This window comes from Paenibacillus sp. J22R56 (assembly GCF_056269375.1).
Map to the genome: position 1 here is coordinate 355,741 of NZ_JBWDNV010000008.1, position 24,448 is coordinate 380,188.

The 24,448-nt window shown below is 46.6% G+C and carries 22 protein-coding genes and 1 pseudogene; 5 read left to right on the forward strand and 18 right to left on the reverse strand.

The genetic code is table 11. The annotated features are described in order from the left end of the window. The first annotated feature begins 79 nt into the window (after positions 1-79). Positions 80-529 carry an SRPBCC family protein gene (locus AC0YNT_RS20730; protein WP_475806342.1) on the forward strand — a complete coding sequence of 150 codons (450 nt, stop codon included), beginning with the start codon at positions 80-82 and terminating at the stop codon, positions 527-529. A 119-nt stretch (positions 530-648) separates the two neighbouring features. After that, positions 649-1,320 carry a hypothetical protein gene (locus tag AC0YNT_RS20735; protein WP_475806343.1) on the forward strand — a complete coding sequence of 224 codons (672 nt, stop codon included), beginning with the start codon at positions 649-651 and terminating at the stop codon, positions 1,318-1,320. Positions 1,321-1,334: 14 nt separating this feature from the next. On the opposite strand, the gene AC0YNT_RS20740 is transcribed toward AC0YNT_RS20735, so the two are convergent. From AC0YNT_RS20740 to AC0YNT_RS20775, 8 genes and pseudogenes are all read right to left on the reverse strand, one after another. Next, entirely contained in the window at positions 1,335-1,901 is a 567-nt protein-coding gene (locus AC0YNT_RS20740; RefSeq protein WP_475806344.1) for a hypothetical protein, read from the reverse strand. 13 nt (positions 1,902-1,914) lie between these two features. Then, positions 1,915-2,493: a TetR/AcrR family transcriptional regulator gene (locus AC0YNT_RS20745; RefSeq protein ID WP_475806345.1), complete on the reverse strand. Its 579-nt coding sequence runs from the start codon at positions 2,491-2,493 to the stop codon at positions 1,915-1,917. Between the two features lie 40 nt (positions 2,494-2,533). Then, positions 2,534-3,417: pseudogene (locus tag AC0YNT_RS20750) on the reverse strand (SDR family oxidoreductase). Between the two features lie 171 nt (positions 3,418-3,588). Then, positions 3,589-3,750, reverse strand: coding sequence for a hypothetical protein (locus AC0YNT_RS20755; RefSeq protein ID WP_167279003.1), 162 nt, complete (start codon positions 3,748-3,750; stop codon positions 3,589-3,591). Positions 3,751-3,782: 32 nt separating this feature from the next. Next, the gene (locus AC0YNT_RS20760) at positions 3,783-4,427 is read right to left on the reverse strand and encodes a uridine kinase family protein (RefSeq protein WP_475806346.1); all 645 of its coding nucleotides are present in this window, start codon (positions 4,425-4,427) and stop codon (positions 3,783-3,785) included. A gap of 26 nt (positions 4,428-4,453) precedes the next feature. Continuing rightward, the gene (locus tag AC0YNT_RS20765) at positions 4,454-4,657 is read right to left on the reverse strand and encodes a zinc ribbon domain-containing protein (RefSeq protein ID WP_167279001.1); all 204 of its coding nucleotides are present in this window, start codon (positions 4,655-4,657) and stop codon (positions 4,454-4,456) included. A gap of 128 nt (positions 4,658-4,785) precedes the next feature. Then, the gene (locus AC0YNT_RS20770; protein ID WP_167279000.1) at positions 4,786-5,325 is read right to left on the reverse strand and encodes a chromate transporter; all 540 of its coding nucleotides are present in this window, start codon (positions 5,323-5,325) and stop codon (positions 4,786-4,788) included. 18 nt (positions 5,326-5,343) lie between these two features. Then, entirely contained in the window at positions 5,344-5,973 is a 630-nt protein-coding gene (locus AC0YNT_RS20775; protein ID WP_475806347.1) for a chromate transporter, read from the reverse strand. Positions 5,974-6,198: 225 nt separating this feature from the next. Between AC0YNT_RS20775 and AC0YNT_RS20780 the strand changes: the two genes are divergently transcribed. Further along, a complete protein-coding gene (locus AC0YNT_RS20780; protein ID WP_475806348.1) occupies positions 6,199-7,401 on the forward strand; it encodes an ROK family protein in 1,203 nt (400 codons plus the stop codon). A gap of 494 nt (positions 7,402-7,895) precedes the next feature. Here AC0YNT_RS20780 and AC0YNT_RS20785 read toward each other — a convergent pair whose 3' ends face one another. Beyond that, a complete protein-coding gene (locus AC0YNT_RS20785; protein WP_475806349.1) occupies positions 7,896-8,456 on the reverse strand; it encodes a TetR/AcrR family transcriptional regulator in 561 nt (186 codons plus the stop codon). Between the two features lie 157 nt (positions 8,457-8,613). Between AC0YNT_RS20785 and AC0YNT_RS20790 the strand changes: the two genes are divergently transcribed. Further along, entirely contained in the window at positions 8,614-9,546 is a 933-nt protein-coding gene (locus AC0YNT_RS20790; protein ID WP_475806350.1) for a ketopantoate reductase family protein, read from the forward strand. A gap of 61 nt (positions 9,547-9,607) precedes the next feature. Here AC0YNT_RS20790 and AC0YNT_RS20795 read toward each other — a convergent pair whose 3' ends face one another. Genes AC0YNT_RS20795 through AC0YNT_RS20805 form a run of 3 tightly spaced genes read right to left on the reverse strand, consistent with a single transcriptional unit; the run spans position 9,608 to position 12,136 of the window. Further along, positions 9,608-10,261, reverse strand: a complete 654-nt coding sequence (locus tag AC0YNT_RS20795) for a carbohydrate-binding family 9-like protein (RefSeq protein ID WP_475806400.1) — start codon at positions 10,259-10,261, stop codon at positions 9,608-9,610. A 4-nt stretch (positions 10,262-10,265) separates the two neighbouring features. Continuing rightward, positions 10,266-11,288 carry a Gfo/Idh/MocA family protein gene (locus tag AC0YNT_RS20800; RefSeq protein ID WP_475806351.1) on the reverse strand — a complete coding sequence of 341 codons (1,023 nt, stop codon included), beginning with the start codon at positions 11,286-11,288 and terminating at the stop codon, positions 10,266-10,268. Next, on the reverse strand, positions 11,288-12,136 hold the full coding sequence (locus AC0YNT_RS20805; RefSeq protein ID WP_475806352.1) for a sugar phosphate isomerase/epimerase family protein: 849 nt from the start codon (positions 12,134-12,136) through the stop codon (positions 11,288-11,290). Before AC0YNT_RS20805 ends, AC0YNT_RS20800 begins: the two co-directional genes overlap by 1 nt. A gap of 187 nt (positions 12,137-12,323) precedes the next feature. Between AC0YNT_RS20805 and AC0YNT_RS20810 the strand changes: the two genes are divergently transcribed. Beyond that, a complete protein-coding gene (locus tag AC0YNT_RS20810; RefSeq protein WP_475806353.1) occupies positions 12,324-13,229 on the forward strand; it encodes a helix-turn-helix domain-containing protein in 906 nt (301 codons plus the stop codon). Positions 13,230-14,032: 803 nt separating this feature from the next. Here AC0YNT_RS20810 and AC0YNT_RS20815 read toward each other — a convergent pair. The 6 genes from AC0YNT_RS20815 to AC0YNT_RS20840 form a co-directional block, all read right to left on the reverse strand. Beyond that, positions 14,033-15,079: a LacI family DNA-binding transcriptional regulator gene (locus AC0YNT_RS20815; protein ID WP_475806354.1), complete on the reverse strand. Its 1,047-nt coding sequence runs from the start codon at positions 15,077-15,079 to the stop codon at positions 14,033-14,035. A 204-nt stretch (positions 15,080-15,283) separates the two neighbouring features. Continuing rightward, a complete protein-coding gene (locus AC0YNT_RS20820) occupies positions 15,284-16,666 on the reverse strand; it encodes an ABC transporter substrate-binding protein (RefSeq protein WP_475806355.1) in 1,383 nt (460 codons plus the stop codon). A 71-nt stretch (positions 16,667-16,737) separates the two neighbouring features. Then, a complete protein-coding gene (locus tag AC0YNT_RS20825) occupies positions 16,738-17,574 on the reverse strand; it encodes a carbohydrate ABC transporter permease (protein ID WP_475806356.1) in 837 nt (278 codons plus the stop codon). A gap of 12 nt (positions 17,575-17,586) precedes the next feature. Further along, positions 17,587-18,480 (reverse strand): carbohydrate ABC transporter permease, encoded by an 894-nt coding sequence (locus AC0YNT_RS20830; RefSeq protein WP_475806357.1) that lies wholly within the window; start codon positions 18,478-18,480, stop codon positions 17,587-17,589. Positions 18,481-18,491: 11 nt separating this feature from the next. Next, a complete protein-coding gene (locus tag AC0YNT_RS20835; RefSeq protein WP_475806358.1) occupies positions 18,492-19,592 on the reverse strand; it encodes a Gfo/Idh/MocA family protein in 1,101 nt (366 codons plus the stop codon). Between the two features lie 377 nt (positions 19,593-19,969). Further along, positions 19,970-24,010 carry an S-layer homology domain-containing protein gene (locus tag AC0YNT_RS20840; RefSeq protein ID WP_475806359.1) on the reverse strand — a complete coding sequence of 1,347 codons (4,041 nt, stop codon included), beginning with the start codon at positions 24,008-24,010 and terminating at the stop codon, positions 19,970-19,972. Positions 24,011-24,448 lie beyond the last annotated feature (438 nt).

Genomic DNA, 24,448 nt, shown 5'->3' on the forward strand with positions numbered 1-24,448 from the left:
ATGAGTTTACCATACAACCTAGAGCAAGCCTGACAGATATGTAAAAAAGAACAAGCTAATTTAAGGAGGAACAGCAAGCATGGAACTAAAGTATGAATTTTATATCAACGCCACTCCCGAGCAGGTCTGGCAGACAATTGTCAGTCCGGAAGGCACTCGGAGCACCTTTTTCGGCACCATTTTGAACTCGACATTAGAACCAGGTGCTGCCTTCGAATATATTGGCCCCGGTAATGACGGTGCTGATACCGTGCACGTATACGGCACCATCCTTCAAGCCGATCCGGGTAAGGTGCTGAGCTATCTGGAACATCCAGGACCATCTTATAGGGAGAACCATGCTGAGCTTGAATCACGAGTAACCTTCACTATGGAGACGGTGGGCACATGTACTAAGCTGACACTTCTCAATGATCAATGGACGTTGGATCACCCTTCTTTTGCTAATGCAAAGGAACACTGGTGGATGATGCTTAGCAACATCAAGACGTACACGGAGACGGGGAAAACACTCGATTTCGGCTGGTAGTAATGAACGAATAAATGGCTGCTCCCAGGTTTGGAGGCAGCCATTTTACTACTTATTCAAATCCATATCTAACCGTTATATAATCGAGTGGACTACTACATTAGAGGTGAATCGTAATCATGCCTTTGACCAATAAACAGATGATACAGGAACTCGCACTTCGTTATGCCCCTACGCTGCATATGGACCGATTAGAACCTTTTCAACTCGTTCGAGTCGGTATTACGATATTTGAGACCTCCGCTCCTTCTCCCTCTTTCAACCGAAATATTGTGGTGGATAAAGAAAAGATTCAAATGGTCATCGAATATGCGCTGTATTGGGATTATGACATCCAGCATGTATACGATTTAGAGCATGTGTGGATCTATGTCGATCATGAAGGTAACATCGCTTCTTGTGAAGCTAGCTTCCATGGTCGTTATCTGCTTGGCCTCCTGCGCGATCGCAGCAATTTGTCAGAGGGCCAACGCGTTAATCTGTTTGTTCAACCTGGCAAGCATGCCCTGTCGCCTTTGTCTGAGTTATTTCGCATACTCCCTAATGTAGAATCTTGCTGCCAAGAGGACGCGGGCGTTGACGGTGTGCTGGAGAATGTCTTGTTCAGCGGGCAATTCAAGTCAGGAGAGTATATAGACCAACTGGCAGAGAAGCATCTTCGTACGTTCAGCTTCAAGCCTTCGTTCGACTACATCCCTCACGAATGGGATCCGGAGGCCTTCGTTACCTGGGACGAGCTGCGAGTTGAAATACCGGTCCGCATGAGGGCAATCCTGTCAGAGCTCGCGTAAATAAAAGCAGCCGATCACATGTGATCAGCTGCATGAATAACTCTATTATTCTCATCATAAAAAGTTAACTCAGCAGGGAATATCTCTTTCAAATTACTCGGCAGCTTCTCGTCCTTCACGAATATTCGATCACTAGAAACATCTGCGCTAAACTGGAATTCTTCATTAATTAGCTTTGCTGAAATATGATTGATTTTTTGATCGGGATTGTGACCAACCAATATCCCATAGTTACCTTTATTGGTATGAATCTTTTGATAAGATACAATATTAGTCCCATATCCGTATCCTTCAGACTTAAACTTTCCGTTTAACCCTTTAATCATTTGTGAATAGCCTATTTCATTATTTTCGAGCTGAAATAAAGCAATGTAGGAACTAGACTCTCCTAATCGTACAGTCTCTATCAGTTTAGGGTTGAGTTCATCCACTGAACCTCTATTTAAACTGTTTTTCAAACTCGATTGAATGGATACACTCTCATTATCAATATGATACTTGTTCATATAATTCATTGAAAATCCAAGACATAGCAGAATTAGAAAGGCAACATAATATCTTTTCTTGATCATGTTATTCAAGATGTCCAACCTCTCACTTCAAAATCAGCTTCATTAACCGGTCCACATCGCTCTGCCAATCGCCATCCTGTAGCATCAGACCGGTGAGGACTGAAAAGTAGAAAAACAGCAGCCTATCCGGCTGACCTTCGCTGAATTCGCCTGCTTGCTGTCCTTGTTGGAACAACGGAACCAATTGCCCGATTGTCCGGTCGGGAGAATGGCTCGCTAAGATTTGCTTCGTCTGCTCCGGTACATCTTCTTCGATTTGTGCGTATCGCAGAAGCATGAAGTAGCTCTTATGGCTTTCATCCAGCATGGTCAACGTGAATGCTCTTAATCGTTCCTTTGGTGAACCCGGAAGCCGCGAGACATCCGCCAAGGATGTCTCCGCTTCGTCGAGTGCTTCCTGCACAAGGATCGAGAAGAGCTCTTCTTTAGAGCTGAAATACCGGTAAGACAATCCTTGGCTGACGCCGGCTTCTTCCGCAATCATGCTCATCTTTGTGGCCTGCAGCCCCCGCTTAGCGAACACTTTCAAAGCTGCTTTCTTAATCCGTTCCCTTCGGTCGTCGCCTGCAGCTTCTGTCTTCTGATCTTGTACTTGCTTCATTAACATTTCTTCCTTTCCAATCGGCTTCTTTATACCAATATTATAGTTGATTCTCACTCATTTCCCATAACCGTTTCGCTGCGACCGGAACCTGTGCCTGCTGGAAAGAACGGTTCGCTTCATATCTTTGTAATAAGACCCACTTGATAAAGACATTTCATCAGAGTCTGCGAGCCATACCAATGTCTCGGCCCCCTTCTCCGGTGTACGTGAAAACCGCTTCATGACCGACATGGTCATACGGGCCAAAGCACCGTTGTCTTGATTGAAGTTCGTCGCCACGAGCCCTGGATCGAAGCAGGCTGCAGAAACACCGGTACCCTCCAAACGCCTTCCTAATTCCGCCGTGAACATGATATTGGCAAGCTTTGTTTCGCCATAACGGTAATTAGGACCACCCATCAGTAGATGTGGAAAACGATAGTTTTTCCGGCCGCTCAGATCATCGAATCCGATACCATTCCTGGCCATCTTGTGCCCATGGGAGGCAGTCGTGATAATGCGCCCGTTGCCGCTTTCCTCTAACTTGTTCATCAGCAGCTTAGTCAGCAGGAAAGGAGCCAGATGGTTAACCGCCCATGTCATTTCGATCCCATCTTCGGTAGTCTGATACTTAACGAACATTGCGCCTGCATTATTAATCAGAATATCCAGCCTCGGCCAGCTATTCTGAATAGCCTTCGCCACATCGTGAATGGACTGCTGCGAAGTCATGTCGGCATGGAAAACATCCACCTTAACATCATCCCCTGCCACCGCCTTTAATGCCGCTACTGTCGCTTCAGCCTTCGCCGGGTTGCGGGCGATAATGCCTAAAATAGCTCCTCTCTTCACAAGCTCTTTTGCCGCGGCTAGACCGATTCCACTAGTTGCACCCGTAATGATGACGTATTTGCCTTTTACTGACCAACTTTTCGTTTCCATTGTCAGCACTCCTTTTTATGAATGAACCAATCATTCATTTATTAACTCGATAGTATACCAAGTCATGGAATAAGTAAACAGCTTAATTGGAAAGCTTGTACACCTATACATCCGAGAACAAAGGGAGCCAATCCTTTAACGGATTGACTCCCTGCATTAAGTACTACCGATTTACTTTTTACTTTTCTTTGAAGCCATCCAAAAGACAAGAATCACAATAAGAATAAATATGAACCAGGGAATATGAATCGAACTCTGGGTAATAAAGGCGAGCACCAGCAAGCCTACAGCGCCAAGAATGAGCCAGAGACACCCTCTTCCGAACGTTTCCATGTGTACGGCCCTCCTCTTTTCCTTGCTCGTATTTAACCTTTATTTATATTCTCAAGGATATAATCTTCATTCGAATTTTTTATCACAATATCGAAATTCTGATGATAAGGATGCATAAATAAATCATATTGAGCTCTACGCTGTGCATGAGATTTCCTTAGATAACTCATATCTGTTCCTCTTTCAGAAACATCACGTATGCCCCTTCGTTCCAGCTCCGTTTCACCATCTGTATACAAGTAAATTTTCAGATCGTACAGATTAGGATCGGTAAAAGCAACACTCATACCCTCCACAATATTTATCTTGTTTTGTGAGGATATTAACGTGCTCTTGGTAAAATTCGTACCGATTGTATAGAGATCCAGTCCATCTCTTATCATATGAATGTCTCTCTCTAAAGCGAAATGCTGATGAGCAGCAGGATGGCAAGCCGTCATTTTATCATGATAATGTTCATTGTTATATTCGTAGTCGATAAAAGCGTACTTCCTTAGATGAGAGCCGATAATATAGGGATCGGTATTGATATAATTCACAGCAGTTTGCCCCAGAAGCTTCATAAGATTGTGAGCAAATGTCGTTTTCCCAGAGGCACCGTGACCCGAAATCCCAACAATGATTCTTCGATCCTCACCGCTAATCCAGTCTGCAATATCTTGTAGTACCTTATCCATGATGTCCTCCATTGCCCGCTAACCTCTCAACCGAAAAAGAAATCAAGAATGTTCGAGCCCGCCGACGCTTCTTTATTGTAGAATTCAGAATACCCGCAGTTTGCGCAGTATACAACAAGAAATTGATTGTGCTGAATATCAAACATTTTGGATAGACCTGTACCGGTCATTGCTACTTCTTTTGTCCTTGCATCCTGGCTGCCGCATTTGATACAACCTTTTTCACTCATAAATATTTCACTCCTTAAGTAATGATATATCCTCCATACGATCCCAATACTTGGAAGGTTGCAAAAAATTTATTCCTGTCTACATGACAAATGGCTGCCCCAACATTGGGAACAGCCATTTCTAATTTTTAAAATAATACAATTCCAGCAACTCCGGAAGCGAGAATCACCATTATAGGGTGCAATTTATATTTGATGACTGCAAGTAATGCTCCTGCACTAATAATTAAGGTCGCCACCGTCTGCCAAGTCAAAAGGGATGATTGATGGGATAAGAACCCGAAATGTATGGCCGAATACGCGATTACACCTGTAATGACAGGGCGAAGTCCGTAAAGAGATGACTTCACAATTTTATTGTCAAATAATCTGAAGCTTATCGCAGCAACAAGAATGATAATGAGCAGCGATGGCAATACAATGCCGAGGGTTGCCGCTATCGCGCCACTAAGACCATTCGCTTCGTATCCGATGAGTGTAGCTGCATTGGTTGCAATCGGCCCTGGCGCCGTCCCTGCAACAGAGACAAGTTCCTGAAACTTTCCGTCCGCAAGCCAGCTATGAGCACTCGTCTCTTTCTCCATTAAGGAGAGGACAGAATAACCACCGCCAAAAGAAACAACCCCGATTTTGATAAAAACAATAAACATTTCAAACAGGGATGCCATTACGAATCCCTCCATTACTTAAATATAGTATTCAGGGTAGCTAAGCCCATGAGCATCCTTTGTCTCTTCACTCTTTTCGGTCTTTGCTTTATGACCTCGTCTTTCTTTGGCTACTACAGCTACAATTCCAATCCCGATTCCACCTAACATAACAATTATCTGGTCCACAGAGGTAAACAGCAGCAACAAAAGCGCGGCAGCAAAAACAGCTTTCGTGGTCCAATCAAACAAAGCGGATTTTGCCATCCTATAAGCAGCAAGAATAATTAAGGCAATAACAGCGCCATGTATTCCTTTTAGAGCTGCAGCCACCTTCACCTGATGCTCAAATACCGAATAGAAAAGACTCAGCACACAGACAATGATGAACGTTGGCATCGTTATTCCCACTACAGCCGCAACGGCGCCAGGAATACCTCCTACCCGATATCCAATAAAAGCAGCGGCATTAATACCGACTCCGCCTGGAGCCGATCCCGCGATCGTAACCAAGTTCCCCATTTCGGACTGTGGTAACCATCCCCGCTTCGTAACAATTTCTTTTTCGATAACCGGAATCATCGCGTAACCGCCGCCAAACGTAGATGGACCAATGCGTAAGAATACTAAAAACATCCGGACTAACATCAACATTTTTTCGTTTACCATTGTATTTCCCCCTAGCCGTACCACCATCACTAACCTCATTATACATGCTTTTTTCCAATTTGGAAGAAAGTTCGCCTAATTTTCATTATCAAACGTTTTTATGATCATCATCGGTTGTTCTTATCTTGCAAAATGTCTACATTATCAGTTGTAACGCGTTATCGCTTAAGCTAAGATGGCTATATAGAATCTATCAAATTCAATAGGTTAAGTTGGGATAATGAAATGGAAACTCCTCACGCTAAAGCAACGTCAAAAAAAATGCTTTATCAATATATCGCCAATCGAGGCATTGTTTCGAAAGCCAATCTTTTATCGTTCTTCTCGATCAAGACCAGCTCCATGAATCGTCTGTTGGAAGAGCTGGCTTCTGATGGGATCATTAGAGAATCTGGCCGAGGCTCTTCCACTGGCGGCAGAAAACCGATATTATTCGAGATTAATCCGGATTATGGCTATATCATTGGCATTGAGATATCACGGTTTTACTCCTCACTTGGCTTATTCGATATGCAGATGAATGCAAAGTCATTTGTCAGATGGCGGATGGACGAGGACATGACACCCGAAAGGTTCGTCACACATACGGCTCAGCAGATCAACGCGTTGCTCAAGGATCATGATTTATCACACAAGCAAATTATCGGAATTGGCATCGGCGCAGTTGGCCCACTCGACCGAACCGGAGGTGTGATCTTAAAGCCGCTGCACTTCCGTGCTCAAGGCTGGATTAATGTTCCTATTTGCCGAATGATTGAGGATGCTTGCGGTATTCCAGCTTCTTTAGATAACGGGGCTAATACGGCGCTTATTGGGGAGCACTGGGCTTTACGCCAAGAAAAGCTGCAGCATATGCTCTATGTACACGTTGGCGTCAGTCTGCGGTCTGCCATGATGTCGCATGGACGTATCATTCATGGTTCCGTCGATATGGAAGGGTCCATTGGTCAAATGATTATACAAGCGGATGGACCAAGACTGCAGAAAAATGGCAATAGAGGCGCTCTTGAAGCTTTTGCCTCTCTCCTAGCGCTTGAGAAGCAAGCCCTGACCGATGAGAGATTAAAAGAAGAAGGGATGAAATCCACGTTCCGCGGTGGATCAGAAGTTATTCCGTACGACGAATTATTAAGAGAGTTATCTCATGGCAATTCGCATGTGCTTGAGCTGTTTCTAACAGCAGCAAAGCATCTTGGTATTGGATTAGCCAATCTGATTAACACCTTTCATCCCGAAACCATCATTTTAGGCGGGACCTTGATCAGTTCTCATGAACAGTTCTATCAGACGGCCATCGAAACCGCCCTTCAGAATACCTATTACTACCCGGAGTACACACCACATTTCTCCAAGGGAGCACTAAGAGAGGATGCTGTCGCAACTGGGGCAGCCCTTCTCATCAGGGAGAAATTGAATTTTGAAGGTTGAGTAAAATGAAAAAAACCCGGAGCCTCGCAGCATGCGAGTTTCCGGGTTTTTGAATTATTAAAGCCTATTTATCGTTTTCCTGTTATCTTCTATCATCGATTAATTTATATCCTTGATAAGTAAGTTTATCTGTCGTTGCTTTTCCCTCTTCAGAGTAAAAAATCGGCTCATTAATGAAGCTATACTTCACATAATTCTTCCCTCCAAACACAATAAAGCTCACCGAAATCCAATTGTACACGCTTTCTTTTGGAGGCGGAAGTGATATTTAATGGGCTGAAAAAAACCATGGTATTCAACATATTGTTCTGCTTGTTTTTCACCTATTGTGGATAATGAAGCCTGTGGATATGTGGATAATAATTGTGAATAGTATATTACATCCCATATAGGTATTGGTTGATATGTGTGTAACTATGTGAATAACTTCGATTTCCAATGAACAACTGTCCGATAAAAAAACAATATATTGAATTGGAATGCCGTTCCAAGTGTTAGAGGCCCAGAATCATCCGATTCATCTCTAGAAGAGACCATAACCGTTCTGTCAATTCTTCCGCAGAACAAGGCATGGATTGAGTGAACCACCATTCAATTACTCCGACGATCGCTGAACTCATGAATTGCGCGTATATCGATTTATCCAGTTCATCTAAGCTTAATTCGTTATCCTTCATGTGCTCCATGATCTGCTTATTTATCATGCTGCTTAGATGAACTCGGAAGGACGTAACATCTTTAATGCTTAACAAAGTTTTATACATAAGAGCATTCTTTTCAATCTCTTTAATCGTAAGGAGTAATGGTGCTTTCGTTGGATAAGGACCTGTCGCATCTACGGAATAGCAGCTCTCCATCAAATGAATCAGTTGATTCTCTATGCACTTATCTAATAAATCGTATTTATCCGAGTAATGCGAATAAACGGTGCCTCGATTAACATCTGCCCGCTCCGCAATTTCATTAATCGTTATTTTCTCGAAATCCTTCTCCGCGATCAGTTGCATTAATGCACTCATGATGGCGGTTTGGTTTTTTCTAATTCTTCTATCCACAGAGAGCTCTCCTTTATTGAACAAACCTGTATAGTCTGTTGAAAAACCAACAAAACCAATGCATCTAGCGATTGCTGGCTGCTCAAGCGACTGCTATTCTGATTTTATTCAATACATGATCGAAAAACAACGAATGTTGAATAAAGGAGATAAGGCGATGAGAATATTGGTTTACGGCGCTGGCGTTCTAGGCAGCTATCTTGCTCATGTATTGGTGCGTGGCGGGAATGAGATTACTGTACTGGCAAGAGGCAAAAGAGCTGATCAACTGGAGACTAAAGGGCTTGTCATTCGCCATTACTTCCAGCGCCGCAATACGGTTGATGAAGTAAACGTCATTCGTGAGCTTGCAGCCGATGATATCTATGATCTTATTTTTGTCGTTATGAAATATAATGATTTCCCAACCGTTCTGCCTATTCTAGCTGAGAATCAGTCTTCCAATATCGTTGTGGTAGGTAATAATGCAGATCCTTTGGGGATGCAGGATATACTTCAGGCAAAAATGAAGAAAAACGTCATCTTTGGCTTTCAGTTTAGCGGTGGACTTCGGGAGGAAAGTGGACGCATCATCTGCATCCGAGGGGGCGGGCAAATGGTATTAGGCAGCTTACACGGGGAGATCTCCATAAAGCCTATCCTAGAGAACGCATTTAAGAATGTTAAATATAAACTAGCTTATCACGAGGATATGGATGCTTGGCTTAAAAGCCATATCGTCACGATCGTTGCCTTAAACTCGGTTAGTTTTATTCACGATGGCAATATAAATCAAGTATCGAGGGACAAAAACCGATTAAAGCTTGCAGTAGACATGATGGATGACGGGTTCAAGCTTTTAGAAAAGCTGAACTACACGATTACACCTGCTAGTCAGGTCAACCTTGTACGAAAGCATAAGCAGATCGTTTATTACGGTCTAAAAATGATTCACAAATTACCTTTTATGAAATTGGTAGATGGCTCTTTTCATGAAATTGCCGCTTTATTCGAGTCCTTCAATAGGCTGAAAAGCCAAACCAATGTCGCTACTCCCCATTGGGACGAAATGGAGAAGCAAGCGATGTCTAAGTTTGTTGGGCAGAAATAATAAAGCGTCTCTATCAGAAAAAACCGCTCTCCTCAATAGGAAAGCGGTTATTTCTAATACATTAGTTGCGGCTCCCCAGCATCAGCATGCCAAAGCTGGAGCTGCGATGAAAATCTGGTATAGCGGATTTTACAGGTGACCAGCTCACATAATGAGGCTCAGGCGTCAGGTCGCCGCACTTATAGAAGTTCCCCTTCATCACCACGCCAGGAATAGCGCGGAAGCTGGGAAACCAATGCTGCACAAAAGCAAAGGGAACACTTAGATGAAGCTCCCAATACATCCTGCTGCTTGCCCGATCCCATAGGCCGACCTCGGAACGAATACCGAATTGTCCGTTATCTTCGGCTGTAATCCGCTTTCGTGCCTTCCCCCGCTCGCCGATTTCGAGCAGCAGCACCCCGGCGGCATTCAGCTCAAAATTAAAATAACGCTCGTCTTGTAGAGGAAGCGGCTGGAGGAAAAACTCTACGCAGCTGTCCTCATAGACTGGTGCACCGTTATGTCTGTGCCGAATGAGCGGTGCTATCTCGAATACTCGGAACTGCAGGTGCAGTGCATTGGCATCATATACCGTACGAACCTCCGTCTCCGGCGGATGATCTAGAATCAACCATTGCTGATGAGCCACAGACACAGGTGTCAACTGCTGCCAATGTGCGTTATCAAAGTCTGCCGCCGCTTCATCATAAGGGATCTCATAGGATTTGTTCATCACCTTAAGGAACAGCAATCCATGCGCCGCGTTGATCTGCCGATTCCCGCTCCGCTGTTACGATCTCGATGCTAGCCTTGGTGCTGGCTGGTGTCGCGGTATCCAGAGGCAAGCCTTGAACTAGCGACTCTACGAAATATTTTTGCTGATAATAATAGCCTTGATCCACAGGCAGCTCAGCTGTGAAGCCTGTGCCATCATTCGGATTCACTTTCACGGAAGCACCGTTAAACTGTACGTTGCCATGCTCGAAGTTAACTTTATAGCCCATCTCAAAGCCAAAATCGCCATTCAGCGTCCAATCCACCTGAGCGGATACGATTTTGTCGTCCTCGTAACGGTAATGGGTCGAGACTATATCGTAGCCGCTGCCTGGAATCACATTCCGGCCATAGCAAGATACGGCTTCCGGCTTGCCGAACAGCCAATTGACGACATCGGTGTCATGCACATGCATATCGAGCAGTGCCCCGCCGCCCTTCTCATTTTGCAGCACCCAAGGTCCCCAGGAAGGTGTCCCGCCACCGCGGTAGAAATAAGCACTTGTCACGTTGCCGAATTTGCCGCCGCTAACAAGCTCCTGCAAATAGACATAAGCCGGCCAGAAGCGCAGACATTGCCCGATCATCAGCTGCTTGCCACTTGCCTCTGCTGCTTCGATCATGATGTCGCACTCGTCCGCGTTCATCGCCATAGGCTTTTCGCAAAGCACATGAACACCGCTGTTCAGACTTTGGATAGTAACATCACGGTGAAGGAACGTTGGCAGCGTAATATCAACCGCATCCAGCTGCTCGCTCTCCAGCATCGCCTGCACCGACGTATATTTATTAAAACGGCTGTAATCAATCTCGTTATCCGATGACGTATCGATATTACCGCCACCACCGCCGCCGTTCAGCTTCGCTTCATCTACATCACATAGGGCAACGACACGAATCGGCGCGCCTTCTCTCTCCAAACGAAGATAGTTCTCGAGATGCGTTTTCCCCATAAACCCAAGTCCAATTAGTCCAATATTCAGCATTAGCGCTCCGTCCTCCCTAAGATGGCATCCATTGCAGCAGAAGTGTTATACACGATTTGTTTCGTATGATGAGTGTATGGCGGGATCATCTCAGCCGTCACATAGTCGTTATAACCAATCGCATTCAGTGCCTCGATCACTACCGGATAATCAACATCGCCCGCCAGCAGATCCACAAAGCCATGTAGTCCACCCGCTTGACGACGATAATCCTTGAAGTGAACCTTCTTAATGCGCTTGTTCAGAATCGAGATCCAATGCTCGGGATAGCCGGAATAAACAACATTGCCCACATCGAAGTAAGAACCAACATAATCAGAACCTACTGCATCAATGAAGCCTCTCATCTCAAGCGGCGATAGCAGAAACTTATTCCATACATTCTCAATGCCAACCGATACCTTCAGCGCTTCTGCTTCCTTCGCTAGCTTCGAGAAGAACGCTAATGCATTATCATAAGCCCGGTCGTAAGGCACCACCGGAGCATTTGGAATAAAATCAACGCCAACAGCGCCAGGTACGATCAGAATCGTATCTACGCCAAGTGCTGCAGCCGATTCCAATTGCTTTTTCGCGATATCAAAAGCTTTGCTTGCCACCTGCTCATTCTGGCTGGTCGGCGGATAATCCCAATACAAGCCGCTGGCTAAGCTCGACAGCTCAATACCAGTATCATCTGCAAAACGGCGAACGGAGCGGACTTCCTTCTCCGTGCTCTCCAAGCTTAGCTGACCAGTCTCGTTCAGTGACAGCTCGATACCGTCAAAGCCGGCATCCTTAGCCAAAACAACACTTTCCTCTATACTCATGCCTGACGGAAAAGACCAGATATTAATCCCTTTTTTCATGTTAGGCAGCCTCCTAAAGAATTTTGAAGCAATTCTGCTTCGTAAGCATTAGCATAATGCTCTTTATAAAGCTAATTATATAGGCCGTCCTTGGGCGCGCCTTTAGCAAATCAGCCGTATCTTTTGCACAGCTAAAAAAGGCTTTATAATAAGTGCAAAGAGGAAGAAAAAAGGGAGAGATTGGCAGATGGAATTCACTCGTCATACGCTCGAGGAAATACTCGCGGTGCGCAAGCTGATTTCGTTCCATTACTTTGAATTCGCCAAAGGCTATATGTTCGAAGGGGAGCAGCATGACTTCTGGGAACTGCTTTACGTAGACAAAGGTTCTGTCGAGGTTAAGGCGGATGATCGAACTCATCAGCTTGAGCAAGGCATGATTATCTTTCATAAACCGGGGGAATTCCACACCATAAATGTCAGTCAGCAGCACAAACCGCCTAATCTATTTGTTCTGTCCTTCGAGTGTTCTGCTCCTTGTATGGCGAGGTTCGAGAACCTAACTATGCAGCTTGGTACTAGAGAACGGAATTTGCTGTCACTATTGCTGCAGGAGGGTTTCCACTCCTTCGAACCGCCTTATGACAATTCCCACATCCACGAGCTTATCAGCCGTGAAAATGCCCCATTTGCCAGTGAGCAGGCGATGCGTAATTATCTGGAGACACTGCTGATACAACTGATTCGTTTGCAGGACGATGCCGACCGCGATAGACATACCGTACGCAAACCTGCCTCCTTCCAGACCGAGAAGGCGGAGCAGCAGATGGCTGAGCAGATTATTTCGTTTATGCGCGAGAACCTATCAGAGCAGCTAACATTGGACAGGCTATGCCAGGAGCTGCATCTGGGGAAAAGCCGGCTGAAGGAGATTTTCCATGCACAGGCCAGCGTTGGTCCGATGGAATATTTCAAGCAGTTAAAGATTGAAGAAGCAAAGACCCTGATCCGCGAGCAGCAGGACAACATGACGGAGATCGCAGCCAAACTCGGCTACAGCAGCATTCATTACTTCTCCCGCGACTTCAAGAAAGCGACCGGGATGCCGCCATCCGATTACGCGCGTTCCGCCAAGGCGCGTGTGAAGCTATAGCCATAGGGATACCGCACAACACCCACTACGCGAGGCGACTACGTTGGAGTTCATCCAACGTAACTCGGCTCCATTGCCGGCTATTGCGCATTACGCTGGATTCTATCCAGTAACTTTCTCCACAATGAGCTTCTTTCAACTAAATAATCGAATTCTGCTGGATGAATTCCAACGCAGCCAAAGCTACTTGGCCCGGACGCACCATTCCGTTGGATAATATACAGTCTGCGGTGGGAGCAGGAGGATCTATTCTTAATGCTATTACCTAAGCATTAGTTGCTCCCCCACGTTGGATTTCATCCAACGTAACTTAGATCCATTGCCGGCTATTGCTCCATTAGGCTGGATTCCATCCAGTAACTCTCGCCATAATGAGTTTCTTTCAGACAAATGTGCTGATTCTACTGGATGAATTCCAATGCAGCTCTAGTTACTTGGCACTGGCGCATCATTATATTGGATAATATACATTCTGTGGTGGGAGCAGGAGGAACTATTCTTAATGCTATTACCTAAGCATTAGTTGCTACCCCACGTTGGATTTCATCCAACGTAACTTAGATCCATTACCGGCTATTGCACATGATGTTGGATTCTATCCAGTAACTTTCTCCACAATGAGCTTCTTTCAGACAAATGTGCGCATTCTGCTGGATGAATTCCAACGCAGCTCTAGCTACTTAGCCCTGTCGCAACACTACGTTGGATAATATACAGTCTGCGGTGTGAGTGAAGGTGTAACCCCAAATAAAAAAGAGCTGTTACAAAAGTCGTATTAACGACTTCCGTAACAGCTCCTTATTTTATTTCAAGTTAATCGCGGCCTGCTGCGACTCCGAAGAGCGGCGGCAGATCATTCGATACGGTATCGTCATGCGCACCGGCAGCGAGTATTGACCATCCAAGTAGTCAAGCAACAGCTTCACAGCGTACATCCCCATCTCAATCTTTGGAACATGAACCGTTGTCAGTGGCGGTGATGTGAATTCAGAGATCTCGATATTATCAATGCCAACGACGGCAATATCCTCAGGAATACGAAGCCCCCGCTCCGAAGCCGCACGCATGGCGGCGATCGCCATCATATCACTGGCTGCAAATATCGCAGTTGGCGAATAACCTTTTTTCTCGAACGCCTGCTTGGTCAGCTCGTAGCTGAGCGATACATCCCACTTCACATCAATAATCCAGTTGTCATTCAGCTCCAGGCCCGCTTCATGCATCGCACTCTGGTAGCCAAGGAACCGCTTCTCCATACGGAAAGGATCATTCAGCTCCGGACCGCCGATATAACCAATCTGCTTATGACCTTGCTTGATCAGATGCTCCACAGCTTCCTTCGCCGCAGCCTCACGGTCATAGCAGACGACCGGAATACTCCGATCCGCCAAATCTACACCCACAACAGCTCTTACATTTTGCTTGATCCACTGGTAAGCATCCGCATCAATTCGCTCGACAATAATCATACCGTCAATCCGATGCTCTTTCACCAGCGCTTGCAGCTGCTGAATATCCGCCTGGTTCTCGATACTGTATACAAACTCCAGCCGGAGGCCGGATTCCGTCAATGCTTTCTCAATGCCTTCCAGAATAACGGAGAAATAAGGATTATTATATTTATTCTGAGGAATGGCAACGACGCAGCCGATATGAACCATCAGCTTGGCATCGGATTTACTGCTTTTCTCGGAACGGTTCGCCTTGTAGCCGAGCTTCTCCGCAGCTTCCCAAATTCTTCTGCGGGTCTCTTCGCTCACGGAACGGGTCGAATCATTCTTCATTACTCGCGATACCGTCGAGATCGATACCCCAACCTGCTCTGCAATGTCCTTCAACTTGGCCATCATACGTTCCTCTCTATTCCTATATCGAATATATGCTCTATATAATTGCGGCAACTCTCAAAAAGTTGCGAAAAGTTGCGGCAAATCTATTGTATAGCGCTATCCTTCAATAGTCAAGAAACACCGCCGTTTCAAGCTTCTTAGCTTAAGCAAAAAAGGGAAAGAAGCGATCAAACGCCTCTTCCCCTGTTGTACCATGTACCTGGTTTATTTCAGTTTCGACTCTAGATCCTTGATAGCCGCATCCACGTCACCGTCGCCGGCAAGCGGATTTTTGAGCGATTGCTCACCGTATGTCCATACCAGATCCGTTTTCTTCACAGTAAACGGAGAGATGATACCGAACTGCTGCGCATCAAGGAAGATTTTATTTGCTTCGCCTACCTTAGCGATATAAGCATCGGATGCTGCTTTATTTGCCGGGATTGAATAACCTTGCTTCGCAAGCTCCGATTGACCTTCTGGACCAGCGAGCCATGCGAGCAGTGTGTAAGCTGCTTCTTCATGTTTCGTATTATGCGAGATCGCCATGCCGGCTGGCTGTACAACCGTTTTGTTTTCTTTGAACTTCGGCAGGTACGTAATACCATAATCCACTTTTGCTTCTTGGAAGTTGGTTGTGTTCCAGCTGCCGCCTGGGTTCATCGCTACTTTGCCTGTAGTAATACCCAAGTTTACTTGACCACCAAGACCCTCAATCTGTGCTGGGGTCGTATTGATATGTTTCTTCGTTGCATCAATAAAGAAGTCCAGTACTTCACGGGCTTCAGGAGTATTAAGAGCAAGGGAACCATCATCGTTCACAAGCTTCGCTCCATTCGACCACAGCTCTGGCTCAAGGAACCAATCCATCGTCGAACCCGGTGATACGGACATACCCCATTGCACGACATTGTCGGCATCAAAGCCGTCTTCACCAGGGTTCTTGCCGTTTTTGTCCAGGGTCATCTTCGTTGCAATGTCCAGGATTTCAGTCCAAGTTGGCTCAAGGGAAGGGACTGCTGCACCTTTTGGATTTTTCGCCGGATCGGCAAACATCGCTTTATCGTAGTACCAGACAATTACGTTTGCATCAATCGGAAGAGATACCTGCTTGCCGCCATATTTATGTAATCCAAGTAAGCTTTCGTCAATATTGCTCAGTTCAAAGCCGTTGTCCGCAAGTAAACCGTCCAGCTCTTTGAAGATGCCAAGCTCAGCGTATTTCTCAATAAACGCATAGCTCGTTTTGAATACGTCAGGCAATGTACCGCCAGCTGCATTTGCCGTCAGGCCATCCCAGTAGCTGCCCCAGTCTTTGCCTTCAAGCTTCACGGTAATGTTCGGATTAGCCTCCATGAATTTGTTCAGGAGCTCCTGCGTCCGTTGCAGCTCTTCCGCTGTTCCCCACTGTGAGTAGGTAATGGTCACGGGTTCAGCAGGCTTCTCTGTCTGCTCGGCGCTGCCGTTATCGCTCTTCTCTGCGTTTGCCGCTGTGCTTGGGCTTGAATTAGAGTTACTATTATTGTTGCTGCCGCATCCGGAAATGATAAATACCATTGATAATACTAGCGTAAAAAGACCCAATAACCATTTTCTGTTCGTTTTCATATCCAGTTCCCCTTTAGATTAATTTGAAAACAGCAGTCACTGATCATCTTATGTCTACCCATGCAGTTCGCCTAACCCTTCGAACCCGTGAGCACCACCCCTTCCACGATGTAGCGTTGTGCGAACAGGAACAAGAGACCAATCGGCACAATGCTGATGAATGCTCCTGCGGCAAGCGCCGGGAAGTCCTGGCTCGTCTGGCCGATAAGCATCTGCAGACCAACGCTGAGGGTGAACATATCATTACTCTTGATGTAAAGGAATGGTCCAAGAAAATCGAGCCATGAATTCACAAAAGCAAAGATAACGGTTGTAACAACAATGGGTTTGGACAGCGGCATAATGACTCTCGTAAACACCGTCCAACGGTTCCCGCCGTCTAGGTAAGTCGCTTCATCCAGCTCCTGCGGGATCGTCATGAAAAATTGCCGGAATAAGAAGATGTAGTACGCGCCGCCGAGCCAAGCTGGAACGATAAGCGGCAGCCAAGTATCCACCCAATGCAGCTTTGTAAACAACACATAGGACGGGATCATCAGGATAGAAGGTGGAATCATTAACGTCATTAAGACGATTGGGAACAGCCTGTCTTTGTATTTGGTCGAAAAACGCGAGAAGCCGTAGGCTACAATGGAGCTCGACAGTACCGCACCAATAACAACAAGAGCTGATATAGTGAAGGAATTTTGGATCCATCTCCACATAAGCGGCTGCACATCAAACAATCTCTGGAAAGCTTCGAAGTTAAGCGACTCCGGCAGAATCGTTGGAGGAACCTTATACGTCTCGGCCTTTGTCTTCATCATCGTCGACAGCATCCATACGAGTGGTCCGGCGAACAAGACCAAAGCGGCAGTAAGCAGGACATATTTGCCAGTTTGCTTCACTATACGGTTAGACTGACTCATCGTGATCCCCCCTTATTTCTCGCCTTCATAGTAGACAAAACGTTTGGACAACTTCATAAGTACAAAGGTGACAAGTGAGATCAGCGCGAACAGGAAGATCGATTGTGTCATCGCCATGCTGAATTTCAAATCCGTAAATGCTGACTTGTAGATGTTGTAGACAAAGGTGTACGCTGCATAATTAGGTCCGCCCTTCGTCAGCAGCAGCGCTTCGGTAAACATCTGGAAGTTATACATCGTTTGAATAATGACAACGAATAGGATAGATGGGCTGATCATCGGCAGCGTCACACGGAAGAAGGACTGAACCTTGTTCGCTCCATCGATGAGCACCGCTTCATACAGATGTTTTGGCACATTTTTCAGAGCCGCCAGGAAGATTAGTACCCCACTCCCCGATATCCACACCTGCAGCAAAATGATAACCGGCTTAATTAACCCCTCACTCCCCATCCAATCAGTCTTGCCAATTCCAAGCTTCGCAAGGCCTGCATTCAGAATGCCGAATTCCGAGTTGAACACGAGCCGCCATATAATGACGGTTGCCACAATCGGCACAAGGGTTGGCAAGTAATAGAATGTCCGGTAAAGGGCGATGCCTTTGACGTTCATATTAAGAATTAAAGCTATCAGCAGCATCCCGGCCGTTACGACGGGTACACCAACAATAACGAAATAGCCGGTGTTTTGAAGGCTTTTGCTGAAGATCGGATTGTTGAACATATCCACAAAGTTAGACAATCCTACGAAGTTGTAGTCCACCGCTCCCGGCAGCCTGGCATCGGTAAACGCATAAAACACAGAAGTACCAAAAGGAACAAGAAAAAAGAGCGAGAAACCGATTATCCAAGGGGATATAAATAAGAAGAAAACGAGTGTATCATACCTTCTCAGCTTGTTTTTCATCCCGGCACCCCTTACTTCATTAGTTCATTCACGTATACATAGCGTTCTTCAACAATCGATTTCTCTGCCGCCAAAGCAATCAGCAGTGCATCTCGGCCTATATAAGCGGAAGCAAACGGCTGCGTGCCTTCTTTAACACTCTTAACAAACTCAATCCGCTGCGTCTGACCGCCGGTATGTCCTCCCATAATCGAATCGGAGGTTACGTCAATATCGAGATGATCGCGAGTGAAGTTCTGCCCGCCCACAATATCGATCGTTTTGTCGTTCTTCGCAACCATCTGGCCGCCATTGTCCCCGATTAGTCCAATCTCAAGGCCGTCTCCCATCAAATTGCGGGGCTTCAGATACATGCACAATCCCAGATTCGCTTTGCTTCCATTCTCGTATTCAATGGTTACCCAGGCATGATCCACGATCGAGACATCCTCAATTGGCTTAGGCGGGTAATGGCTGTACGAATTTGTAATCATATTTGGCTGCCCCTGCTTCATCACATGCTGTCCGCCAGTTGCGAACACCCGAAGCGGCTTCGAACCAATCATCCAGTTGAAAATATCAAAGTGATGGCAGTCCTTCTCAACCAGCGCACCGCCCGACTTGTTCTTGTCATAGAACCATTCTGTTGGCGGGAACGGATCGCGGAATTCTTTGCACCACATCAGCTTCACATCGCCAAGACGCCCCCGTTCCAGCTCCTCAGCCATTCTGCGATAAACATTGGAGTAGCGATAGACGAGACCGATCTGCAGGATCCGGTTATTCGCTTCGGCTGCTTCAATAATGGCATTACAATCTTCCAAAGTGTGTGCAACCGGCTTCTCCAGGAACACATGCTTGCCGGCTTCGAGGAAAGCAACTGCCACCTCCCGGTGCATGTAATTCGGTACGCTGATCACAACCGCATCAATATCTTCTTTATGTAAAAGCTCCTTATAGTCAGTCAGGATAACCGGACTGCTGTTCTTCAGTTCCGCCAGCGTACGATCAACGTTCGCCTGGTTCATATCGCAGATATAGTTCACTTTGCAATCCGGCAGCAGATCAAAGCCGATACAATGATGCGAGCCCATATCTCCAACGCCGATAAATGCCATTCTCAGTTTCTCCATGTCTACACTCTCCATCAATAATTTTGCGCCAAATATGCTCCAATTCATTACCGGTATGGGGAGCAATCGTTTTACATGTTCTGATAATAACGCAGCCTTCACAACAAGTCAATAATTTTTGGGTATAATATTTTATTATTTTGCGCCAAATATTTAGATGTGAATTTCTTCAGTTATAACGCGGGTTAATAGTGTTTTTCAACCGGGTTTTAGCTAATAAGTATTGGGAATTAGGCATATTTGTTTAAAGTTTTTAATAAAATATTTGCGCCAAATATAAATCAAATAAATCAAATTTATCACTGGATTTTCCTGACATTAAACTTCAAGGCAAAAAAAGAGACTGCCTGGCATCCCAGACAGTCTCCCGCCAACCTTTATTTCGGCAGTAATCCCAATAACCGAACCACCATAACCGCGGCTTCCGCACGTGATACACTGTCCTGCGGACGGAAACTGCCTTTGGTGTCACCAAGCAACAAACCAAGCTGATGGGCCTGACGTACACCATCCTCTGCCCATCCACTAATGCTGTCGTTATCTGTATATGGTTCTGCGTTACCCTCACCTGTCAGCTCCAAAACAACGCCTGCTTCTGCCGCCGCCTTCTCAACCGCTCGAACTGCCAAGACAGCAAGCTCCTCGCGTGTAATCCCAGCTTCCGGCTTGAAGGTATCACCATAACCATTAATCAAACCAGCAGCTAATACATCAGCCAACTCCTGCGTATACCAAGCATTAGCCGGAACATCCTTAAACGGAATAACTACATCACTTCCTTCACTTACCCCAATTCCCGGTATTCTGGCCATAATAGCGGCGAATTCAGCACGCGTGACGGAGCGATTCGGCGCAAATCGGCCCTCAGCAACGCCATTCATAATTTTCTTCGCAGCCAGCTCCTGAATTGCCTCGGCTGCCCAATGGCTGCCTGGCACATCCGTATATGTCATGTGGTTTGGCACACCGTTATCCTCTGGAACCGGCGTTGGCGTTGAAGGCGTACTGCCGTTTCCACCGTTAGAGGTAGAACCTGTTACGTTCAAACTGCCTACTTCATACCGGCCATCAGACCGCTCCCCATCAATCGCCAGCTTCATTCCAGGTGCATTCGTTGCTGGATCAATTACGGCAATCAGGAGTTTATAACTGCCTGCAGCAAGTGAATTAGGCACATTAATTTTGTTGCTAAGAACAAACCTGCCCGGCAGCAGCGTGCGTAAATCCGTATCCTGCTGCTGTCTGTACACAACGGTTCCATCCGTCGCAGCAAGGCTGTATTCCAGCTTCCAATCTTGATAGAACGGTGCAACGCCTTTATTAATTATAACGGTTTCCACATCGGCTGATGCACCACGCGGAACCGATCCCACATGCTTAATCGCTTCTACAACATAGCGGTAGCCCATCATTTTGTGCATCGTCTCGATATTGGATTGAATCTCTGTGCCATACGCGGTACGCGCAGGTGAAGACGGCCCAAGCCATGACGTATGGCTGACCCTCAACTGTCGCAGCGACTCCATAATCGCATCATCCGTCAGCCAACTCTCCGGATTGCCGTTGGCAAATTCGCCGCCCGAATAGGCATACTTCCAGAAGTCCGGCATAGCAGACGCAGCCTGCTGGGCTGCAGCATCCGCCGGATTATCCAAGGACTCGCCAATACCCGCCCAGCCATTTTGCGTCCAGCCAACCCACTCATCCGTGCTGGATTTGATGCCAAATACATCGTTAAATAATCCCGTTTGCTCCTCGCTTGCGATCGGGAACGGCTTCCTCATACCAATCTGCTTGTGGGTGAAAGCATTCAAATAATGCTGAACATATTGATCCGATATACTCAGCTTAGGGAATACACCCGAGCCGCTTGGCCAGGTATGCCACTCTCCCCAGTGACCAAGGCTTCCGAGCTGAACGTAAGCAATCCGCTCGTCTGTGTCGTAGCGCTGCGCAACCTTAGCGATCATCCGCTCATGTTCAGCAAGAAGCGTCGAACTATTGTAGTTCGGACTAAAGCCTGAGCCTACTTCTTGCGTATCGTACCAGGTCCCAGCATCCCCTTCTGCAGCCAACTCGTCATACAACCAATCTGGAATATCCTTGTGTGCTGGGTCCGAGGTTGGTGTATCCAGCACAATCCGCAGATTGATCCGTTTGCCCTGCGAAGCCCAATAGTTGAATTGATACTTCTGCTCAATGGCTTCCCAGTCAAACTGACCTTTCACCGGCTCCAGCTCGCGCCACGTAATACCCGCGTAGACCAGACTGTGCTGCTGAGGGTATGGCGTTCCTTCCGGCTTCGATGAATCCTTCGCCCAAGCTACCCAACCCATATAAGGGTTGTTCAACAGCTCGAAGCTTTGACGCGGATAAAATACTCCGGATGCCGCATGCGTCTGAACCGTCTTATCTACGGTCAGCGGTGAAGTACCGCCCAACGGGAGCTGGAGCATCTCACGGTTCACGAAGCCCAGCTTAATTGGGGCTGGCGCATCAAGACCAAGCTCATCCAGATAAACATTAATTTCGAGAGAGTCGTCCGATGCGGCCAAATAGACCGGTCCCTTCTCTTCCCAATCTCCATCCTGCTGCTGGTATTTATACAAGTTGCCACGGTCGATTTTGTAATCAAAGCCATCTTCCGTCCATCGACCAACTGACGCACCAGTAGTTGAATCCCCATCCGTATTCAAATAATAAACACTGCGCAGATCCAGGTTCTGCCCCTTCACACGGACATACAGTTTCTGTTCATCCTGAACAGCATCCAGCAGGTACGGCGCACCACTTGCAGAAGCGCCAATCTCCACCTCACTCCAATCACTATCATCACCGTCAACGGTAATAATAGAATCACTGCTGCGCAAAGGGATAACAGCAGGATCACCATTCGCTTCAGGGGAGACATAGCTGTTACTCAGGAATCCGGCATGAATGGACTGTTCATCATCAATGCCAAGCCTACTCAGCGGCACCGACCATTCGATCACTTTATGATCGCCCGTTCCGGTGCTGATATAAGGAAATACAGTATCGGTCTGATCCCAGCCGCCGCTCCCATTCGAAGCATATAGGATAGCGGTCTGCACCAGATATTCAGCGCCGAGCTTACCTGCCCAAGCCCAGCTGGAGGTTCCGGTAGAAGGATTCTTGTCTGTATCGAGGAATAGATGCTCCCACAAATTCGGGAACTCCGCATTATCAATTCGGCCATCAATAAGTGCATATAGCTGCCCATCCGCCACATAAGTCTTCACCGTAGTCAGTCCATCAGCTGTTACCGTAAGCGGCTGAATCCCAGCCCAATCCGATGTGTCGCCATCAACGGATAATTGCGGCTTCGCAACAAGACTGATCTCTGCGGGATCACCTGCTGGATCAGGCATGGCGTAATTATTGCTCAGGAAAGCAATGTGAACGCCTTTCGTATCCTCTGCACCTAAATCCGCAAGAGGCAGACTCCATTCAATCGTCTTGGCATCTCCTGTTCCGGAACGAGCATAGCTTAAATCGGTTGCCGCCTCCTGCCAGCCGCCGCTGCCATTCGCCTGATAGAGTAAGCCGGACTGCACGAGGTATTCCGAGCCAAGCGTGCTTGCCCAAGCCCACATGGCCGTTCCAGTTGTCGGTTTGCGGTCGACGTCAATTAGCAGATGCTCCCACAAATCAGGAAACTCGCCATTATCGATACGTCCCTCAATCAGCATATGTAAAGCATCCGCTGACACCGCGTATTTCACAGTTGTTTTCCCATCCGCGCTGCGCAGCAGCTCGGGCACATCCACCCATTCGGCACCGTTACCATCAATTGTCAGATCAGCCGGCGCAGGTGGCGCTTCCTGTGCTGCTCCGCCAGATGAGGATGGCTGCACAGCAACCATAAGTTCACCAAGCTCCGGCAGCATCGCACCATCTGACAACAATCCAACCTTGATCTTGCCAGCAGAATCAGCCGCAGCGAGTGCTGCTAGATCAATCTCGTATTCCGCAACTGTATCACTGTCCTGCAACGACACCTGACCCTTCTGTACCCAATCCCCATTCTCGAAAGCATACACATCGCGCTCTTCAATCTTGTAGTCAATTCCTGCTGAATCCTTCCATCCCGCGATATTTGCTCCTGTCGACGTATCATTATCGGCATTCAAATACAGCGTCTTGGAGCGATCCATTTCTTGCCCGCTAGCCATGACATAGAGCTTGCCATCCCGATTAACCGCCTTAATCCGTTCCATTCGATTCGATGCCTCTGCCTGATTCGTAACTCCGCCATCCCAATCCTCGAAATTACCGTACAAGCTTGCATCAGATGCCGCTGCTGTCACAGTCGGCACTCCTGCTTTTGGCAGCACCCCAATCATCAGCGCCATCGCAGCCAAGGCCGCCTTTCTCCCCACAGTCCAACCATTGCCCATCGTTTCCCCATCCCTTCTTATACCGCTTGCCTTTGAAGTGATACCTGGAATGAACTCCCTTGAACATGAACCCTTTGCTGACACTGCCTCCTTCTTCTGATTAAGCGCGAGGCGCTCTTTGTCACCCATTCTAGTTAATATTTACGCAAAATTCAATATAATTTAGGAAAATATTTAAATATATTTGCGGCAAATTAAATCATTTGATTTCTCTTATCTCTAAAATAATTAGCCTCCTTAATCCTTTTCTTAAATCATTTAGCTTCTAGTAAAAGTCGAAAACTTCTTGTTGTATTCGCTATTACGCTGGATTATAATGGCGTCGTTGGCGTATTGCGTTTGCTTACTATTTGATTATATATACATAAAATTTGCGCCAAATATATTAGACCTTAAGGTGGTGAATATTCGGAATTTTCTGATCTGATTAAGCATTTA

Excerpts from the sequence above, each read along its gene's own strand:
- AC0YNT_RS20795 (WP_475806400.1), bottom strand. The coding sequence starts at position 10,261 with ATGAACAAATCCTATGAGATCCCTTATGATGAAGCGGCGGCAGACTTT.
- AC0YNT_RS20730 (WP_475806342.1), top strand. The coding sequence starts at position 80 with ATGGAACTAAAGTATGAATTTTATATCAACGCCACTCCCGAGCAGGTC.
- AC0YNT_RS20755 (WP_167279003.1), bottom strand. The coding sequence starts at position 3,750 with ATGGAAACGTTCGGAAGAGGGTGTCTCTGGCTCATTCTTGGCGCTGTA.
- AC0YNT_RS20820 (WP_475806355.1), bottom strand. The coding sequence starts at position 16,666 with ATGAAAACGAACAGAAAATGGTTATTGGGTCTTTTTACGCTAGTATTA.
- AC0YNT_RS20765 (WP_167279001.1), bottom strand. The coding sequence starts at position 4,657 with ATGAGTGAAAAAGGTTGTATCAAATGCGGCAGCCAGGATGCAAGGACA.
- AC0YNT_RS20830 (WP_475806357.1), bottom strand. The coding sequence starts at position 18,480 with ATGAAAAACAAGCTGAGAAGGTATGATACACTCGTTTTCTTCTTATTT.
- AC0YNT_RS20805 (WP_475806352.1), bottom strand. The coding sequence starts at position 12,136 with ATGAAAAAAGGGATTAATATCTGGTCTTTTCCGTCAGGCATGAGTATA.
- AC0YNT_RS20835 (WP_475806358.1), bottom strand. The coding sequence starts at position 19,592 with ATGGAGAAACTGAGAATGGCATTTATCGGCGTTGGAGATATGGGCTCG.
- AC0YNT_RS20745 (WP_475806345.1), bottom strand. The coding sequence starts at position 2,493 with ATGAAGCAAGTACAAGATCAGAAGACAGAAGCTGCAGGCGACGACCGA.
- AC0YNT_RS20800 (WP_475806351.1), bottom strand. The coding sequence starts at position 11,288 with ATGCTGAATATTGGACTAATTGGACTTGGGTTTATGGGGAAAACGCAT.
- AC0YNT_RS20815 (WP_475806354.1), bottom strand. The coding sequence starts at position 15,079 with ATGATGGCCAAGTTGAAGGACATTGCAGAGCAGGTTGGGGTATCGATC.
- AC0YNT_RS20735 (WP_475806343.1), top strand. The coding sequence starts at position 649 with ATGCCTTTGACCAATAAACAGATGATACAGGAACTCGCACTTCGTTAT.
- AC0YNT_RS20825 (WP_475806356.1), bottom strand. The coding sequence starts at position 17,574 with ATGAGTCAGTCTAACCGTATAGTGAAGCAAACTGGCAAATATGTCCTG.
- AC0YNT_RS20790 (WP_475806350.1), top strand. The coding sequence starts at position 8,614 with ATGAGAATATTGGTTTACGGCGCTGGCGTTCTAGGCAGCTATCTTGCT.
- AC0YNT_RS20840 (WP_475806359.1), bottom strand. The coding sequence starts at position 24,010 with ATGGGCAATGGTTGGACTGTGGGGAGAAAGGCGGCCTTGGCTGCGATG.
- AC0YNT_RS20780 (WP_475806348.1), top strand. The coding sequence starts at position 6,199 with ATGGAAACTCCTCACGCTAAAGCAACGTCAAAAAAAATGCTTTATCAA.
- AC0YNT_RS20760 (WP_475806346.1), bottom strand. The coding sequence starts at position 4,427 with ATGGATAAGGTACTACAAGATATTGCAGACTGGATTAGCGGTGAGGAT.
- AC0YNT_RS20810 (WP_475806353.1), top strand. The coding sequence starts at position 12,324 with ATGGAATTCACTCGTCATACGCTCGAGGAAATACTCGCGGTGCGCAAG.
- AC0YNT_RS20775 (WP_475806347.1), bottom strand. The coding sequence starts at position 5,973 with ATGGTAAACGAAAAAATGTTGATGTTAGTCCGGATGTTTTTAGTATTC.
- AC0YNT_RS20770 (WP_167279000.1), bottom strand. The coding sequence starts at position 5,325 with ATGGCATCCCTGTTTGAAATGTTTATTGTTTTTATCAAAATCGGGGTT.